Below are 16,806 nucleotides of genomic sequence, written 5' to 3' on the forward strand. Positions count from 1 at the left end.
CCGATGTCGACACTCGCCTCCTCCCCGGCACGGCCTGCCAGTCAGGACGCCGTGCTCGCTTTCGCGTGGGACTCCTCGGAGTTCACCGCGACGGAGGCCCTGCAGTCCACGGGGTTGACGCGGTCGACCACGATTGAAGCGACCGACGCGCTCGTCGCACGCGGCCTGCTGCGCGAGCTGCCGAACGCCCGCCTCGCCGGCGACTACCGCAAGGGACGACCCGCCCGTCGGTTCGCGCTCCGTGACGACGCGGCCGTCGTCGTCGGCGTCGACGCCGGCCACGAGCACGTATCCGTTGCCGTCGCGGACCTGCGGGGGAAGCGGATCGCGGATGCCGACGCGCGCCTCGTGCTGGATCGTGACGACGCGGCCGCCCGCGCCGCCGTGGTCTCCGACACGATCGACCGTGCCCTCGCTGCGGCAGGCGTCGCGCGCGCCGACGTGCTCGCCGTGTGCGCCGGCGTGCCCGCACCGGTCGATCGCACGGGGCGGTCGCCGCGGCATCCGACCCGCTTCTGGGAGCGGATGAACCCCGACCTCGTCGACGTCCTCTCGTGGGCGCCCGTCGTGCGCATCGAGAACGACGCATCGCTGGCCGCGGTCGCGGAAGGTTCCGTCGGCGCGGCGGTCGGATGCCAGGACTACATCGCCCTGCTCGCAGGATCGCGCCTGGGCGCCGGGGTGGTCGTCGACGGTCGGCTCCTGCGCGGCAGCCACGGCGGCGTCGGCGAGATGGTCGCGTTCGACCACGTCGACGGCGTGCACGGGGCCGAGGGCCTCGGACATCGCGTGGCCGCCTGGGCGGCCGAACTCGCGCAGTCCGGCGAGGCGACGGCGGGGTTCCGCGACGTCGCGCCGGAATCGCTCGACGCGCGGACGGTGCTCGCGATGGCCGCGCAGGGGGATGCCGATGCCCTGCGCATCGTCGACCGGGTAGGCCTCGCGCTCGCCCGCATCGTCAGCGTGCTGGGCAGCATGTTCGACCCCGAACGGGTCGTCGTCTCGGGGGCGATCGCCGACGGCGTGGCCGAGGTGGTCGCCGCCGCCCGGCGCTCGCTGCCGACCGACCTCGACCTGCCCGCACCCGAGCTCGTCGCCTCGACGCTCGGCGGCGAGGTGGTCGTGACGGGTGCGGTCGCCGCCGCTGTCGCGTCGGCCCGCGAGCGGGTGCTCGACGTGTGGGGCGCCGCCGGCTGAGCGGCGCGCAGCGCGGCGACAGTCGGCGTCGGTTGCCGAATCACCACCCGATCGCCGAATCACCACCCGTGTGGCGACATCTGCGTGGTGACTCGGCACGCGAGTGGTGATTCGGCGGAGAGGGGCCGCGCGCGGGGGGCGACGCCGGGTCAGCGTGCCCCGCGGCGGGGGTCCTGGCCCGAGCGGGTGTAGGCGCGCCAGAGGATACTCGCATGACGCTCCTTCGCGCGCTCGACGCCCGCCTCGTCGCCGCGGGCGGCCGACCACCACTCCGCGAAGCGCTCGCGCATCGCGCTGAGGACGATGTCGAGTCCCGCGTGCGGCGGCGGGGGGACGACCGCCTCCTCGGCCGGCATCCGTCCCTTCGGGGCGAGCGAGTCGTTCGCGTGCTTCACGACGAGGTCGGCGGCACCCACGGCGTGCGCGTTGATGATCGAGTGCGCCGCTCCCCGGATCTCCCAGCGGCGCGCGTTCTTCGCCGCCGCGACCAGCCGCGAGTGGAACCGGCGCGGGGACGTCGCGTCGTACTCGCCGCGGATCAACAGGACGGATGCCTCGACGAGCGGCATCCGCTCGATCAGCCGGTACCGGAGCATGTGCGGCAACACCTGCACGAAGTAGACGAAGCCGCAGAGGACGTACGCCGACAGCGCTGTCATGGCGAGGTGGAACGTCTCGCGGGTGGCGGACTGCGCGAACCGCAGCGCGACGATCGGGAGCGACGACTCCTGGTCGTTGACCACGGGGCTCACGAGCACGGCGTGACGCAGCTGCGGCCGGCGGATGAGTACCTCGGTGACGACCTGCGTGCCCATCGAGTGGCCGATGATCACGGGGTCATCGAGCCCGTAGTGGTCGAGCACCTCCTCGACCCGATCAGCGAAGAACTCGGCCGTGGGCTGGTCGCCGGGGCGCGGCATCCCGGCGAAACCCGGCAGGTCGAGGGCGAACACGTCGCCGTGCTCGGCGAGCGACGGCGCGAGGAACTCGAAGTAGGTCGCCGCGACCCCGACCCCCGCGACCAGCACGAACGGGCGGCCGCCGTCGCCCGCGGTGGTCTCGACCCGCGTGACCCGCGTGCGGCGATCGCCGTGGCCGACATGCTCGACGTCGACGTCGGGGGCGTCCTCTGTCGCGGGCATGCCCCCAGGATGCCAGGTCGCGCGCACCGCTAGCGCAGGGCCCGACCGCGCACAAGCGCTGGGGATCGGTCCGCGGCGTTCCTACGCTGGCGCCATGCTGCGCCACCTCGTCATCGTGCTGGGCGACCAGCTCGACCACGAGTCGAGCGCGTTCGACGACTTCGACGCGGCTCACGATGCCGTCTGGATGGCAGAGGTCGCCGAGGAATCCGAGCACGTGTGGAGCACGAAGCAGCGCACCGCCGTCTTCCTCGCCGCCATGCGCCACTTCGCCGCCGAACTGACGGATGCCGGGCGCCCCCTCCACTACGCGAAGCTCGACGCCCGCGGGACCCGGGGGTCGCTCGCCGAGCAGCTCGCCGCCGATCTGACCACGCTGAAGCCCGAGGCGCTCATCGTGACGGAGCCCGGGGAGTGGCGTGTGCGGGAGGCGCTCCGCGAGGTCGCCGAGATCACCGGCATCCCGCTGGAGATCCGTGAGGATCGGCACTTCTTCAGCACCGTCGCGGAGTTCGCCGCGCACGCCGCGGGCCGCAAGGCGCTGCGGATGGAGTACTTCTACCGCGAGATGCGCAAGAAGCACGACGTGCTGATGACGACGCGTGGCCAGCCCGTCGGCGGGCAGTGGAACTACGACGCCGACAACCGCAAGGCATTCCCGAAGCAGGGCCCGGGCCTCGTGCCGTCGCGCGCCCGGTTCGAGCCCGACGAGATCACCCGGGACGTCATCGCGCTGGTCGAGAAGCGGTTCGGCGACCATCCCGGCTCGCTGGATTCGTTCGCGTGGCCGGTGACCCGGGCGCAGGCGCTCGAGGCGCTCGACCTGTTCATCGCCGAGCGGCTGCCGGGCTTCGGTGAGACGCAGGACGCGATGTGGCCGGGCGAGCCGTGGCTGTGGCACGCGCACCTGTCGTCGTCGATGAACCTGAAGATGCTGACGCCGCGCGAGGTCGTCGCCGCGGCCGAGGCGGCGTATCGCGCGAAGAAGGCGCCGCTCGCGGCCGTCGAAGGGTTCATCCGCCAGATCCTCGGCTGGCGCGAGTACGTCCGCGGGATCTACTGGACGCAGATGCCCGGATACCTCGAACGGAATGCGTTCGAGGCGTTCGAGCCGCTACCGGACTTCTACTGGACCGGCGACACCGCGATGGCGTGCCTGCAGGACGCGATCGGCACGACGCTCGAGAACGGCTACGCGCACCACATCCAACGCCTCATGGTGACGGGTCTGTACGCGATGCTGCTCGGCGTCGACCCGAGGGAAGTACACGCCTGGTATCTCGCGGTGTACGTCGACGCGGTCGAGTGGGCGGAGCTGCCGAACACCCTCGGGATGAGCCAGTACGCCGACGGTGGACTGATGGGCAGCAAGCCGTATGCCGCGACCGGCAAGTACATCGATCGCATGAGCCCGTACTGCAAGACCTGCCCTTTCGATCCCGCGAAGCGGGTCGGCGACGACGCGTGCCCGTTCACGACCCTCTACTGGGACTACCTGATCCGACACGAGGAGCCGCTGGCCGCCAACCACCGCATGTCGCTGCAGGTGAGGAACGTGGCGCGGTTGGACGACGACGAGATCACCGGCATCCAGGAACGCGCCGACGCGATCCGCCGCGGCGACGTCCCCGTGCCGAGCCACGCCTGACCACACCCGAGCAAGGAGACACCATGACCTCGACCGACATCGCCCTCGTCACCGGCGCCCGCGGCGGCGTCGGCAGTGCCCTCGTCGCGCGGCTGCGGGCACGCGGGCTGCGGGTCGCCGCGGTGGGGCGGGATGCCGCATCCCTCACCGCCGTCGAGGCGGACGCGCACATCGAGGCCGACGTGACGACGCCCGAGGGTGCCGCCGCCGCACTCGAGGGGTGCCGGTCCGAGCTGGGTGACGCGCCCGCCTGGCTCGCGCACGCGGTGGGCAGCACGCTCATCACGCCGCTGCACCGCACGAAGGCCGACGCGGCGCGCGACATCCTGCGGGTGAACCTCGAGAGCAGCATCTGGATGCTGCAGGCGTGGCTCGAGGCGACCGGCAAGGAGCCCGGCGCGGCGGTGTTCGCGAGCTCCGTCGTCGCGCGCATCGGCGTCGCGAACCACGAGGCGATCGCGGCGGCGAAGGGCGGCGTCGAGGCGCTCGTCCGCAGCGCCGCAGCGACGTATGCGAGTCGCGGCATCCGGGTCAACGCGGTCGCTCCGGGCATGACCGACACCCCCATGACGGCCGGGATGCTGAGCGTCCCGATGCAGCGGGAGGGCGCCGAGAAGCAGTACCCGCTGGGCGGGGTGCAGAGTGCCGACGACGTGGCGGCGGTCATGGACTGGCTGCTGTCGGCGGATGCCGCCCGCATCACCGGTCAGGTGATCCCGGTCGACGGCGGGTTCACCACGATCCGCCCGCTCGTGAAGTAGGTCAGCGGGTCACGACGCCGGCCACATGCGTCCGACCTCTGCCGCCCCGCGAGGAAGGTCGTTCGAGTGCATGGTCAGAGCGGGGGGCAGCTCAGTGCATTCCGTGCGCACGGCAATCGCCGCAGCGAATTCGACGTCGATGGCCAGATCGACGCATGCGTGATAGACGAACAGGTGACGGCCGAACCCGACGCTGTCCGTCGTCCCCATGCGCACGAAAAGACGCACCGTGCCGTGCGTCCCTGCGGATTCGACGCCGAGAACCACGGGATCGCGAACGCCCGTGGGACCGAATTCGGCGAAGGTGGATTGCACCTCCGCGGCTCCCGCGCCCGCCGCCAACAGCCACGGCAACCCGACGCCGCGGTCGGCAGACGCCTCGCCGAGGGGGATGCCGTTCTCCTCGACGAAAGCGCCGAGAGAATCGAACGAACCGTCGTGCAGCGACGACCGGACGTCCTCAAGCAGGATGCCGACCGAGCGGACGACCCCCTCCTGCAACGCCGTGTCCGTCGGGTCGGGCGCGCACCCAGCTGTGCCGGTACAGATCGCGAGGAGGGCCAGGGGCGCAAGTGCCCGTTGGGCGGTTCCCGGCCGTCGAACCGGCTTTCTCGCGGGTTGCAGAGTGGTCGCCACCTCGGGGATGCGATGCTGCGCGCGAGACATGACGTGAGTCTGTCACGTACCTCCACCCCCGGTCGGCGCGAGCGACCGGTCCGCCATCGGATGATCCGCCCGCTGGTGAAGTAGGTCAGCGGGTCACGACGTAGACGTCGTCGCCGTTCCGCGTGACGGCGAGCCTGTCGTCGGCGTCGCCCGGGTACACCGGCCACGCGCCGCCCGTCGAGCAGAAGTCGACCCGATCGCGGGGGAGTTCGCCCGCGTCGATCCCGTCCGCCGTCACGACGACGAGCGCCTGCGAGTCATCGCGGTCCGAGAGGTCGGGAACTGCCTTCGCGTCGACGTCGAGCCGGGCGGCGAGATCCGCGGCGGTCTCGTACGGACAGGCGACCGTGAACCGCTTCGCCCCCTCCTCGGGGAGCAGGTCGGTCACGGTGAGGGTCGACCCCGCGGCGACCGTTCCGAGCACGCGTTCCTCGATGTCGCTCGACGTCGGCGCGCACGCCGTGGTCAGGCCGGCGGCGAGGAGGGCGAGGGACAGGGCAGCGAGTGCGCGGTTCATGCTCCCTGTCTACGGGGATGCCGCGCCGCGATCATCGGCCTCGCGAGGCATCCGCGTCCATCGGAAGGATGATGCTGGTCGTCAGCCCTGCTCGAGCACGCGCTTGGCTTTTGCGAGCGACGCCGTGAGCGTGGAGCGAACCTCGCCGGCGATCATCGCCTGCGCGAGGCGCATGACGCCGGTCGGTTCCGCCTCGATGCGCACCCTCACGAGGGCCGCGCCGTTCGCGTCGGCGAACGTCAGCTCCGACGACGTCGCCATGACGCCGCTGGTGCTGGTGATCGCCATGCGGGAGCCGGGTTCGTACCCGGTCACGCGCCAGTCGAACGCGAACTCCTGCCCGACTGCCCGCATCCGGGTGTGCAGTGTCGACCCGACGCCGACGGGCGGAGGCGAGGTCAGCTCCTCCGAGATGACCGACTCGTCCCAGCGGGCGCGCCCCTCGGTGAAGAAGGCGAACACCTCGTCCACCGGGCGGTCGATCGTGACGGACTCGGCGACGGTGAACATGTCCTCACCCTAGGTGGGATCCGATGGGGGTCGACGCGTGGGGCGGGGGGAGCATCCCGGCACCGAGCGCGAAGATGACGAGGAACACACCGAGCAGCCTCAGCGCCGCTGTCGACCACCCCGGCGACCCTGCGGTGTCGAGAACGATCGACAGGACGAGGACTGCCCCACCCAGAACGCCGATGATGATGCGCGCACGCCCCGTCATGGTCATGCAGCGGCGATCTCGTAGATGATCTCGCGGCCGTCTTCCTCGTCCCATTGCTCGCCGTTCTCCGTGAAGCCGTAAGCCGTGACGAGTTCGATCGAGGCCAGGTTGTCGGGAGCGATCGTCGCACGGATGGTCCGCACAGAGGGGTGGCTGCGCGCCTCGGCGATCAGGATCTCCAACGCGCTGCGGGCACAGCCTCGACGTCGCCAACCGGGATCGACGCTGTACCCGACCTCGACCATGCCGGACTCGTCCGGGCCACCGTGGAAGCCGGCGACCCCGATGGGAGCGGAGACCTCGGGGGTGATGATGAACCGGGTCACCCAGGGGGCGTCCGCCGGTCTCGCTGCGATCTGCGCGCTGCGGATGCGCCAAAGACCCCGGAACTCCGGACCGGCCAGGTACGGCGACACCGACTCCGCACTCGCTTCGCCGCGTGCCAACCCGTGGATCACATCACTCGGCACGACATCCAGCCGGATGCGGGAGCGGGTCGGGTCCGGGTGCCGCCACGAGGGATCGGTGATCGCCATCCCCCCACCGTGGCACACACCCGGGACTGAGCGCGCAGCGCCTGGCGACGGTGAACATGCCCTCACCCTGGGTGGGATCCGATTGGGGTCGACGCGTGCGGCTGATCTTCGAGCTGCTTCCGGAGACGCGTCTTCGCCCGGTGGTAGCGGCTGCGGACGGTGCCCTGCTTCATCCGGAGGATCCGGCTCACCTCGATGAGCGAGAACCCCTCCCAGTGCACGAGACCGATAATGTCCCGGTCCACGGAGTCGAGCGCCCGAACGGCCCTAAGGAGTTCGTCGTATTCGTGGGTGTCCGCGAACCCGGGGTTCGCCGTGCCGGCCAGCGCATCCCGCAACCGGTCGGCGAGGGCATGGCGCCGGGTCGCACCCCGGAAGTGATGCAGCAGGATGCCGCGCGCGAACGAGAACATCCACGGGCGCACATCGTCGTCGGCCGGGGGCAGCGACGAGGCTCGGCGCCACAGGGCGAGGAGCGTGTCCGCCAGCAGGTCGGCGGCGTCGCTCTCGGATCGGACGCGGCGCGCGAAGTACGCGAGCAGATCGGGCGCGTGCGCACGCACGGCCGCCTCCATCCGCGCCGCCCGATCGTCGGAACGCCTCATCCTTCCGCCTCGGGGACACACGTCATCCCCCACGCGTCGACCGCGCGCGCGGACGCATTGCGCGTCTCGCCGAGCCATGCGACACCGGGGAACGCCTCACCGGCGAAGGAGCGCAGCACCGGCTCCAACGCCTCGTCGACGCGACGCTCGCCGTCCGCATCGCCGGCGAGAGGGGGTGCGGCGTCGTACAGGCGCTGCCCCAGACCCGTCCAGCCGTGCTGGCTGATCGCGCGATCGAGGGTCGCCGGGTCGCCCACCTGGGGGTTGCGCAACTCGATCCAGGCCCGGCACTGCTCGACGTGGCCTGTTCCGGTGGTCCACGTGACGGGGATGGGCTCGTTGCTGCGGACGTTCTCGAGCGGCATCCCCACGCCGGCCCAATGGGACATCATCACGCTGGCCGTCCCGGCCCCCGCCGTCAGTGCGAGTGCACCGCCGACGACCACCGGGAGGACCCACCGCGCTCGAGGTCTCTTCCCCTCGCGCACACGACGCGGCGTCGTCGCATCCACCACACCGAGGGCGGCGGTGCGGAGTTCCGACGACAGCGGCACCGCCATCGTCGTGAGCGTGTCGTCGAGATCCGTCGGGTTCATTCGGCTCCTCCTGCCTTCTCCCCTGACATTCCCGGCAGCGACCGAAACGTTGCGCGCGTCAGCAGACTCTCCCACGGCGCAGCGGCGCGGTGCGGCTCCGGCCGTTCACCGATGCAATGGATCCGAGGCGACACGCCGGGGACGGATGCCGGGGCGCGGCGTGTCGCGCGGCATCCATTGCATCCGTGAACACCCTGCCCGCGAACACGCCACGGGCACGCGCCTCAGCCCCGCCCCACCGCCTGGAACCCGCGCAGCCGCAGACTGTTCGTCACTACGAACACCGACGACAGCGCCATCGCGGCGGCGGCGACGAGCGGGTTCAGCAGCGCGGCCATCGCCAGCGGGATCGCGGCCACGTTGTACGCGAACGCCCAGAACAGGTTGCCCTTGATGATCCCGAGGGTCCGCCTCGCGAGGCGCACCGCGTCCGCGACGACGAGGGGATCGCCCGAGACGACGGTGATGTCGGATGCCGCGATCGCCGCATCCGTCCCGCCACCCATCGCGATCCCGAGGTCGGCAGCGGCCAGCGCCGCGGCATCGTTGACACCGTCGCCGACCATCGCGACGACCCGGCCTTCGCCCTGCAGCCGGCGGATCGCGTCGAGCTTGCCCGCCGGCGTCACCCCGGCCTCGACGCGGGAGATCCCGACCTCGGCGGCGACCCGCGATGCCGAGGAGGCGGTGTCGCCGGTCAGCAGGATCGGCTCGAGACCGAGCTCACGGAACCGTGCGATCGCCGCGGCGCTCGTGGGCTTGACCGTGTCGGCGACGACGATCGCACCGAGGTACTCCCCGTCCCGGGCGACGGCGACGACCGTGCCCTCGGGCAGGTCGGCGGGAACGGCGACGGCCCACTGCTCCGCGAGCCACGACGGACGCCCGGCGACGACTGACGCTCCGTCCACGACGCCCTGCACCCCGAACCCGGCGTGCGACTGGAACGACTCGACGCTTCCCGATGTCGACGCCGCGACGATGGCCCGCGCGACGGGGTGCTCCGACCCCGACTCCACCGCCGCCGCAACGGCGAGCAGCTCCTCGCGCGAGACGCCCGCGGGCATCACCTCGGTCACGCTCATCCGCCCGGTCGTGACGGTGCCGGTCTTGTCCAGGACGATCGTGTCGACGGTGCGGGTCTGCTCGAGGACCTGAGGTCCTCGGATCAGGATGCCGAGCTGCGACCCGCGCCCGGTTCCCACCAGCAGCGCGGTCGGGGTCGCGAGACCCAGCGCGCACGGGCACGCGATGATGAGCGTCGCGACGGCGGCGGTGAACGCGAGCTCCCATGGCGCACCGGCGACCGTCCAGCCGGCGAAGGCGACGAGCGCGAGGCCGATCACGACGGGGACGAAGACGGCCGAGACCCGGTCGGCGAGGCGCTGCACCTCGGCCTTGCCGGTCTGCGCCTCTTCCATGAGCCGCCGCATCCGCGCCAGCTCGGTGTCGGCACCCACCCGGGTGATCTGCACCTCGAGGCGTCCGCCGACGTTGATCGTCGCGCCGACGACACGGGAACCTTCGGCGACCTCGACGGGCATCGATTCACCCGTCAGCATGCTCGCGTCGACGCTGCTCATCCCCGCTGTGACGAGTCCGTCCGAGGGGATCTTCTCGCCCGGACGCACGACGACCGTGTCGCCGACGACCAACTGCGACACCGGCACGCGCGTCTCGACACCGTTCTGCAGCTTCGCGGCATCCGTCGCCCCGAGTTCGAGCAGCGCGCGCAGCGCCTCGGACGACGCCCGCTTCGCGCGGGCCTCGATGTAGCGCCCGGCGAGAATGAAGACGGTGACGAGCGCGGCGACCTCGAGGTAGATCTCGTGTCCGCCCGCCCGCGGCGCGCCGATGAGCGTGAAGGACATCGTCATGCCCGGCATGCCCGCGCCGCCGAAGAACAGCGCGTACAGCGACCAGCCGAACGAGGCGATGACGCCGAGGCTGATGAGGGTGTCCATCGTCGCGGCGCCGTGGCGCAGGTTGACGGCCGCGGCCCGGTGGAACGGCCACGCGCCCCACACCGCGACGGGAGCCGCGAGGGTCAGCGCGAGCCACTGCCAGTACTCGAACTGCAGCGCCGGGATCATCGAGATCAGCGCGACCGGCAACGACAGGGCGGCGCTGATCAGCAGACGGTTGCGGAGCGGCTTCGTCTCGTCATCCGCCTCCGTCGTCTCGGGCTCCGGTGCGGGCACCGCCGCCGCGTACCCGACGGCTTCGACCGTCGCGATGAGCTGCGCCGTGTCGATACCCTCGGCACGCACGCGCGCCTTCTCGGTGGCGTAGTTGACGGATGCCTCGACCCCGGGCAGCTTGTTGAGCTTGCGCTCGATCCGGGTGGCGCACGAGGCGCAGGTCATCCCGGAGATGTCGAGTTCGACGTCGGTGGTGCTCACGCCGACACCCGGGTGTATCCGGCCTCCTCGATGGCGGCGGTCAGGGCGTCGTCGTCGAGGGGGGTCGCGCTGTGCACGGTGACGTGCGAGGTGCCGCCGGCGACGAGGTCGACGGTCACGGCCTCGACGCCGGCGATCTCGGAGAGCTCCTCGCGGATGCTCGCGACGCAGTGGCCGCACGTCATACCGGTGACGAGCAGTTCTTCGGTGACAGCGGATGCCGGGGCGGCAGGCGTCACGGATGCGGAGACGTCGGTGAGGCCCAAGTGGATGCGGTCGGTCATGGTATTTCCTCCAGGTTCAGGAGCGAGTTCAGGAGCGGACGAGACGGGCGATCGCGTCGTTCGCCTCGCGGATCTTGTCGGCGGCGACCTGCCCGCCTTCGGCGCTCGCCTCGGCGACGCAGTGGCTGAGGTGGTCGGCGAGCAGCGAGAGGGCGACGGTCTCAAGGGCCTTCGTCGCCGCGGACACCTGCGTGAGGATGTCGATGCAGTACTTGTCCTCGTCGACCATGCGGGCGATGCCGCGCACCTGCCCCTCGACGCGGCGCAGCCGCTTCTGCAGGTCATCCTTGTTCGCGTCGTAACCGTTCACGATGGATACGGTACCCCCCTAGGGTATGTACGTCAAGGCGCCGCGAGTCTCGGCATCCCGAGCGTCGGAGGATTCCCCACCCCCGGTCTTCGCCTGTCACAACACGCCGCGCGCGGCCGCACTTCGCGACAGGTGAGCGGATGCCGCGGCCGCGCCCAGTCCGGGTCAGGCCCCTTCGACCTCGTCCGACACGAGCGTCAGGTGCTCGCGCGCCGACGCCTCGGCATCCGCGCCGCGCCCGTCATGGATCGCTTGCGCCGTCGCGAGGTGCGCTTCGAGCGTGCCGACCCGCGGCATCCCCGGCGTCAGTCCCCGCACCGACCGGCCGCGAAGGATCTCGGCGATGGGCTCGCTCAGCTTCAGGAACAGCGGGTTCCCCGACGCGCGCAGCAGGAGCCGGTGGTACGCGATGTCGGCCTCGAGGTACTCGTCCGAATCCCCGAGGCCCTGCCCGCCGAGATCGCTCAGCACCGTCGCCCATTGAAGGAGTTCCTCGCGGTCAGACGCCGTCGCGCGTTCCGCGGCGAGGCGGGCGGCGACCGGCTCGACGGCGACGCGGAGCTCGGTGAGCTCGATGATCACGTCGCGCCGGTTCGGGCCGTCGAGGGACCATTCGATGATGTCGGCGTTCAGGGCGTCCCACTCCTCGCGCGGGCGGACGACGATTCCCACGCGGCGGCGCGACGTCAACAGTCCATGGGCTTCGAGGACGCGCACCGCCTCGCGCACGACGGTCCGCGACGCCGCGAACGACTCCTCGAGCCCGGCGAGGGTCAGACCCGTCCCCGGTGCGAGCTCGCCGCCGACGATGCGGCGACCGAGGGTCTCGACGATGTGGGCGTGGGACGCGGTGGTGACGGGCGTGGGCATCGGTGTCCTTCGTTGCGACCCTCACGTTACCCCGCGGATGCCAGGGGAACAGTCGCGGCATGCGAAAAGTACTACTAATCGCTTGCCAAAAGTACTACTTATGTGGCACCGTGGGCTCGCTGTCGGGAAAGACCCCGGCATAGGGACGATTCACTGGAGAACACACCCATGGACGAGTGGACGCAAACACTCGGAGCAGTGCCGCTGCTTCTGATCGCGGCCGGAGCGGTCGCCCTGATCCTGCTGCTCATCATCAAGGTCCGCCTGCACGCTTTCATCGTGCTCGTGCTGGTCTCGCTGCTGACAGCACTGGCCACCGGCATCCCGGTCGCCAGCATCGGAAAGGTGCTGATCGACAGCTTCAGTTCGACCGTCGGCACGGTCGCGCTCCTCGTCGGCTTCGGCGCGATGCTCGGCGCCCTCATCGAGAGCTCGGGGGGCGCGCGCGTGCTGGCCGAGAAGATGGTCTCGGTCTTCGGTGAGAAGCGCGCTGCCATCGCCCTGAGCGTCGCGTCGCTCCTCATGGGCTTCCCGATGTTCTTCGACGCCGGGCTCGTCGTCATGCTGCCGATCATCTTCGCCGTCGCCCGCCGCATCGGCGGCAAGCACATGCTGCTCTACGGCATCTCGGCCGCCGCCGCGTTCTCGGTCATGCACGTCTTCGTCCCGCCGCACCCCGGTCCCATCACGGCGAGCGAGACCTATGGCGCCAACCTCGGGCTCGTGCTTCTCATCGGTCTCGTCGTGGCGATCCCGACGTGGTACGTCAGCGGTTACCTCTGGGCGCGCTTCATCGACCGCCGCATCCCGCTCGCCATCCCGCGCCTGTTCGGCGAGGACGTCGAGCCCACCAACCCGCCCAAGGCCGGCACCGTCATCGGCGTCATCGCCATCCCGCTCGTCCTGATCCTCCTGAACACCGGGTCCGCGGCGCTCGTCTCGTCGGGAGCCGTCGACGGCACCGCCGTCTGGGTCCAGGCGCTCGGCCTCATCGGCACGAGCCAGGTCGCGCTGCTCATCGCCGTCCTCGTCGCCCTGTTCGTCCTCGGCACCCGCCGCGGCGTCGGAGGCAGCGCGCTGGACAAGATCGTCGAGTCCGCTCTCGGACCGATCTGCTCGGTCGTGCTCATCACCGGCGCCGGCGGCATGTTCGGCGGCGTCCTGCGGGCGTCGGGCATCGGCGACGCACTGTCCGACTCGCTGGCCTCGATCGGCGTCCCGGTCATCTTCGCCGCCTACATCATCGCCGTTCTCCTCCGCGTGGCGCAGGGGTCGGCGACCGTCGCCCTTGTCACCGCGGCGGGGCTCGTCGCACCGGCCGTCGTGTCGGGCGGCTTCAACCCGCTGCAGGTCGCCTGTATCGTCCTCGCCACTGCGGCGGGCTCCGTCTTCGCGGGGCACGTGAACGACTCGGGCTTCTGGCTCGTCGGCCGCCTCATGGGCATGGACGTCAAGACCACGCTCAAGACCTGGACGGTGCAGCAGGCCATCGAGTCGCTCGTCGGCTTCCTCATCGTGCTCGGCATCTTCGGTCTGGTGTCCCTTGTCTGACGTCTTCGACCTGACCGGCCGCCTGGCCCTCGTGACGGGCTCGTCGCGGGGGCTCGGGCAGAGCCTGGCCTTCGGCTTGGCGGATGCCGGCGCCCGCATCATCGTGCACGGCCGCGACGCCGAGGCGACGGAGCGGAGCGCCGACGCGATCGGCGAGCGCACCGGCATCCGTCCCGAGACGACCCTGTTCGACGTGACGGATGCCGCGGCTGTCGAGGAGGCGATCGGTGACCTCGTCGAGCGGGTCGGCACCCCCGACATCCTCGTGAACAACGCCGGGATCCAGCGGCGGGCACCCTTCGCGGAGTTCCCCGTCGCTGACTGGGATGCGGTGATCTCGAGCAACCTGTCGAGCGCCTTCTACGTGTCGCGCTTCGTCGCGCCCGGCATGATCGCGCGCGGCTCCGGCAAGATCATCAACGTCGCCTCGGTCCAGTCGCTGCTCGGGCGGCAGACCATCGCGCCGTACGCGGCCAGCAAGGGCGGCATCGCCCAGCTCAGCCGGGGGATGGCCGCGGACCTGGCGCGCCACGGCATCCAGGTCAACACGCTGTCGCCGGGGTACTTCGCCACCGAGATGAACGCGGCGCTCGTCGCCGATGCAGACTTCTCGGACTGGGTCACCCAGCGCACCCCGGCCGGTCGCTGGGGCGATGTCGCGGAACTGCGCGGCCCGCTCGTGTTCCTCGCCTCGGCAGCGAGCGACTTCGTGAACGGACAGAACCTGTTCGTCGACGGCGGCATGACCGCCGTCGTCTGACAAGAGGAGCAAGACATGGACGCCGTCGTCATCAACGGAAAGCTCGACCTCACCGTGGCCGAGCACCCCGTCCCCGAGCCCGACGCCGGGCAGGTCCGGATCCGGGTGGGGTACGTGGGGATCTGCGGATCCGACCTGCACTACTACGGCGAGGGCGCAAACGGCGCGTTCGTCGTCACCGAGCCCCTCGTTCCCGGGCACGAGCTGTCAGGCTGGGTCGACCTCGACCCCGACGGGCGCTTCGCGCCCGGCACGCCGGTGACGGTGCATCCCGCCCGCTTCGGTCCCGAAGGGTCGACTCCGGTCGAGCCCCATCTGCGCTCCGGCGGCAGCTACCTCGGCAGTGCCGCGACCACCCCGCACACGCAGGGCGCGATGAGCGAGTACCTGGTGGTGGATGCCGGCATGATCCGGACGCTGCCCGCAGAACTGCCCGTGCGTCGCGCCGCCCTCGCCGAGCCCCTCGCCGTCGCCCTGCACGGCGCGAGCCGCGCGGGCTCGCTCGCCGGCGCGCGCGTGCTCGTCTGCGGCGCGGGTCCCATCGGACTGCTCGCCGTCGTCGCCGCGCAGGAGGCCGGGGCGGCTCGCGTCGAGATCACCGACCTGCTGCCCGAGCCGCTCGACCGGGCGCGCGCGCTCGGGGCCGATGCCGTGTGGCGGGTCGGCGAGGACGCGATCCCCTCGGACACCTACGACGTCGTGCTCGAGTGCTCTGGCGCGGCGCCCGCCGTGTCGTCGGCGATCGCCGCCGTCCGTCGGCGCGGCACCATCGTGCAGATCGGGATGCTGCCGAATCAGCCGGTCGGCGTGAACATCGCGCCGCTCATCTCCAAGGAGGCGACCCTCACCGGCGCCTTCCGGTTCCTCGACGAGATCGACCGTGCGATCGAGGTCCTGGGCCGCCGTCCGGAGATCGAGTCCGTCATCACCCACGAGTTCGCTCCGGCCGACGCCGTCGAGGCGTTCGAGACGGCCCGCCGACCCGCCGACAGCAGCAAGGTCGTCGTCGCGATGAACTCTGCGAAGGTGGCATCGTGAGCACCGCACCGCGCATCGTCGTCATGGGGCCGAGCGGGTCGGGCAAGACCGCGGTCGGAGCCGCCCTCGCCGTCGATCTCGGCGTGGATTTCGTCGACGCCGACGACCTGCATCCCGCGGCGAACGTGGCGAAGATGGAGGCCGGGCACCCCCTCGACGACGAGGACCGCGCGCCCTGGCTCGACATCGTCGGCAGGACGCTCGCCGACGCACCCGGCCTCGTCGTCGCATGCTCCGCGCTGGCGCGCCGCTATCGCGACCGCATCCGTGCCGCCGCAGCCGACGTCCGCTTCGTGGAGCTGGTCGTCTCGCCCGAGGAACTGGACCGACGGATGCGGTCACGTCAGCACTTCATGCCACCGGCGCTCCTCGCCTCGCAGCTCGCGACCCTCGAGCACCTCGGGGCGGACGAGCCCGGCGTCGCGATCGAGAACGTCGGCCGCATCCTCGACGTCGCGCGCCGCGCGCGCATCGCGCTGGACGTCGCGTAGCACGCGGACGCCGCCCCGGCCCGCATCCTTCCCCTGTCACACCCCCCGCCGCGACGCCACGCGACGCGACGCGCGCGAGAATGGTCCGATGACGGGGTCAAACGACTGGCAGCAGTACTACTCTGCGGCGACGGGCCGGGCGCCGCGGCCCCACCTCATCGCGGCCCTCAAACACGTGAGCCGCGTAGGGACCGCGATCGACCTCGGCGCTGGTGACGGCGTGGATTCGCGATTCCTGCTCGATCAGGGCTGGCAGGTCGTGGCTGTCGACGCGACGCCCGGGCTGCGTGAGCGCATCGCGGCGAGCGGACACGCGTCGTCCTGGCTCGATGCGCGTGACGCGTCCTTCGCAGCGGTCGACGACCTGCCGGATGCCGACCTCGTCTTCGCGAGCTATTCGCTGCCGTTCGCGAGCGTCGCCGAATTCGCTCACATCTGGGAGCTCCTCACCGCAGCTCTGCGCCCGCGTGGCGTGTTCGCGGGCCAGCTTTTCGGACATCGCGACGACTGGGCTGAGCGTGATGACGTGCTGACGCACTCCGCGAGCGAGGTCGCGGAACTGCTCTCGGACTGGGAGATCGTCGAGCTCGTCGAGCGCGAGAGGGACGGCCCGTCGGGTCGAGGGCCCAAGCACTGGCACTTCTTCGACATCATCGCCCGCCGCCTCTGACCGCGACGAGCTCCGCAGCGCAACCCCTCGCCCGGATCGTGCAG

General features: G+C 71.1%; 20 protein-coding genes. 8 read left to right on the top strand and 12 right to left on the bottom strand.

All coding sequences use genetic code 11. The features are described 5' to 3' along the window. Positions 1 to 3: 3 nt before the first annotated feature. The gene (locus tag AYL44_RS08005) at positions 4 to 1,197 is read left to right on the top strand and encodes an ROK family protein (protein ID WP_064002751.1); all 1,194 of its coding nucleotides are present in this window, start codon (positions 4 to 6) and stop codon (positions 1,195 to 1,197) included. Positions 1,198 to 1,346: 149 nt separating this feature from the next. Here AYL44_RS08005 and AYL44_RS08010 read toward each other — a convergent pair whose 3' ends face one another. After that, complete coding sequence (locus AYL44_RS08010) at positions 1,347 to 2,339, bottom strand: alpha/beta fold hydrolase (protein ID WP_064002752.1); 993 nt, start codon at positions 2,337 to 2,339, stop codon at positions 1,347 to 1,349. Between the two features lie 94 nt (positions 2,340 to 2,433). Between AYL44_RS08010 and AYL44_RS08015 the strand changes: the two genes are divergently transcribed. Next, entirely contained in the window at positions 2,434 to 3,987 is a 1,554-nt protein-coding gene (locus AYL44_RS08015) for a cryptochrome/photolyase family protein (protein ID WP_064002753.1), read from the top strand. A gap of 23 nt (positions 3,988 to 4,010) precedes the next feature. Then, positions 4,011 to 4,748 (top strand): SDR family NAD(P)-dependent oxidoreductase, encoded by a 738-nt coding sequence (locus tag AYL44_RS08020; RefSeq protein WP_064002754.1) that lies wholly within the window; start codon positions 4,011 to 4,013, stop codon positions 4,746 to 4,748. 9 nt (positions 4,749 to 4,757) lie between these two features. Here AYL44_RS08020 and AYL44_RS08025 read toward each other — a convergent pair whose 3' ends face one another. From AYL44_RS08025 to AYL44_RS08075, 11 genes are all read right to left on the bottom strand, one after another. After that, a complete protein-coding gene (locus tag AYL44_RS08025) occupies positions 4,758 to 5,414 on the bottom strand; it encodes a hypothetical protein (RefSeq protein WP_157532592.1) in 657 nt (218 codons plus the stop codon). A gap of 85 nt (positions 5,415 to 5,499) precedes the next feature. Then, positions 5,500 to 5,931: a hypothetical protein gene (locus AYL44_RS08030; protein ID WP_064002756.1), complete on the bottom strand. Its 432-nt coding sequence runs from the start codon at positions 5,929 to 5,931 to the stop codon at positions 5,500 to 5,502. An 81-nt stretch (positions 5,932 to 6,012) separates the two neighbouring features. Beyond that, on the bottom strand, positions 6,013 to 6,441 hold the full coding sequence (locus AYL44_RS08035; RefSeq protein WP_064002757.1) for an SRPBCC family protein: 429 nt from the start codon (positions 6,439 to 6,441) through the stop codon (positions 6,013 to 6,015). Between the two features lie 4 nt (positions 6,442 to 6,445). Beyond that, positions 6,446 to 6,655 carry a hypothetical protein gene (locus AYL44_RS08040; RefSeq protein WP_157532594.1) on the bottom strand — a complete coding sequence of 70 codons (210 nt, stop codon included), beginning with the start codon at positions 6,653 to 6,655 and terminating at the stop codon, positions 6,446 to 6,448. After that, a complete protein-coding gene (locus tag AYL44_RS08045; protein ID WP_082886151.1) occupies positions 6,652 to 7,185 on the bottom strand; it encodes a GNAT family N-acetyltransferase in 534 nt (177 codons plus the stop codon). Before AYL44_RS08045 ends, AYL44_RS08040 begins: the two co-directional genes overlap by 4 nt. A 62-nt stretch (positions 7,186 to 7,247) precedes the next feature. Further along, entirely contained in the window at positions 7,248 to 7,790 is a 543-nt protein-coding gene (locus AYL44_RS08050) for an RNA polymerase sigma factor (RefSeq protein WP_197471617.1), read from the bottom strand. Continuing rightward, positions 7,787 to 8,386: a hypothetical protein gene (locus tag AYL44_RS08055; protein WP_064002760.1), complete on the bottom strand. Its 600-nt coding sequence runs from the start codon at positions 8,384 to 8,386 to the stop codon at positions 7,787 to 7,789. The genes AYL44_RS08050 and AYL44_RS08055 overlap by 4 nt, the downstream gene beginning before the upstream one ends. A 224-nt stretch (positions 8,387 to 8,610) precedes the next feature. After that, positions 8,611 to 10,788, bottom strand: a complete 2,178-nt coding sequence (locus AYL44_RS08060) for a heavy metal translocating P-type ATPase (protein WP_064002761.1) — start codon at positions 10,786 to 10,788, stop codon at positions 8,611 to 8,613. Further along, positions 10,785 to 11,072 (bottom strand): heavy-metal-associated domain-containing protein, encoded by a 288-nt coding sequence (locus AYL44_RS08065; RefSeq protein WP_064002762.1) that lies wholly within the window; start codon positions 11,070 to 11,072, stop codon positions 10,785 to 10,787. The genes AYL44_RS08060 and AYL44_RS08065 overlap by 4 nt, the downstream gene beginning before the upstream one ends. Before the next feature lie 28 nt (positions 11,073 to 11,100). Then, on the bottom strand, positions 11,101 to 11,382 hold the full coding sequence (locus AYL44_RS08070) for a metal-sensitive transcriptional regulator (protein ID WP_064002763.1): 282 nt from the start codon (positions 11,380 to 11,382) through the stop codon (positions 11,101 to 11,103). A 165-nt stretch (positions 11,383 to 11,547) separates the two neighbouring features. Continuing rightward, positions 11,548 to 12,252, bottom strand: coding sequence for a FadR/GntR family transcriptional regulator (locus tag AYL44_RS08075; protein WP_064002764.1), 705 nt, complete (start codon positions 12,250 to 12,252; stop codon positions 11,548 to 11,550). Positions 12,253 to 12,420: 168 nt separating this feature from the next. On the opposite strand from AYL44_RS08075, the gene AYL44_RS08080 reads away from it, so the two are divergent. From AYL44_RS08080 to AYL44_RS08100, 5 genes are all read left to right on the top strand, one after another. Next, complete coding sequence (locus tag AYL44_RS08080; RefSeq protein ID WP_064002765.1) at positions 12,421 to 13,803, top strand: GntP family permease; 1,383 nt, start codon at positions 12,421 to 12,423, stop codon at positions 13,801 to 13,803. Further along, the gene (locus tag AYL44_RS08085; RefSeq protein WP_064002766.1) at positions 13,796 to 14,563 is read left to right on the top strand and encodes an SDR family oxidoreductase; all 768 of its coding nucleotides are present in this window, start codon (positions 13,796 to 13,798) and stop codon (positions 14,561 to 14,563) included. Before AYL44_RS08080 ends, AYL44_RS08085 begins: the two co-directional genes overlap by 8 nt. Before the next feature lie 15 nt (positions 14,564 to 14,578). Further along, positions 14,579 to 15,601 (top strand): L-idonate 5-dehydrogenase, encoded by a 1,023-nt coding sequence (locus tag AYL44_RS08090; protein WP_064002767.1) that lies wholly within the window; start codon positions 14,579 to 14,581, stop codon positions 15,599 to 15,601. Continuing rightward, the gene (locus AYL44_RS08095; RefSeq protein ID WP_064002768.1) at positions 15,598 to 16,092 is read left to right on the top strand and encodes a gluconokinase; all 495 of its coding nucleotides are present in this window, start codon (positions 15,598 to 15,600) and stop codon (positions 16,090 to 16,092) included. Before AYL44_RS08090 ends, AYL44_RS08095 begins: the two co-directional genes overlap by 4 nt. 88 nt (positions 16,093 to 16,180) lie before the next feature. Next, a complete protein-coding gene (locus AYL44_RS08100; protein WP_064002769.1) occupies positions 16,181 to 16,762 on the top strand; it encodes a class I SAM-dependent methyltransferase in 582 nt (193 codons plus the stop codon). Positions 16,763 to 16,806: the final 44 nt, after the last annotated feature.

Origin of the sequence: Microbacterium oleivorans, from assembly GCF_001644225.1 — a bacterium.
In the GTDB taxonomy this organism is placed as follows: Bacteria; Actinomycetota; Actinomycetes; order Actinomycetales; family Microbacteriaceae; genus Microbacterium; species Microbacterium gawkjiense.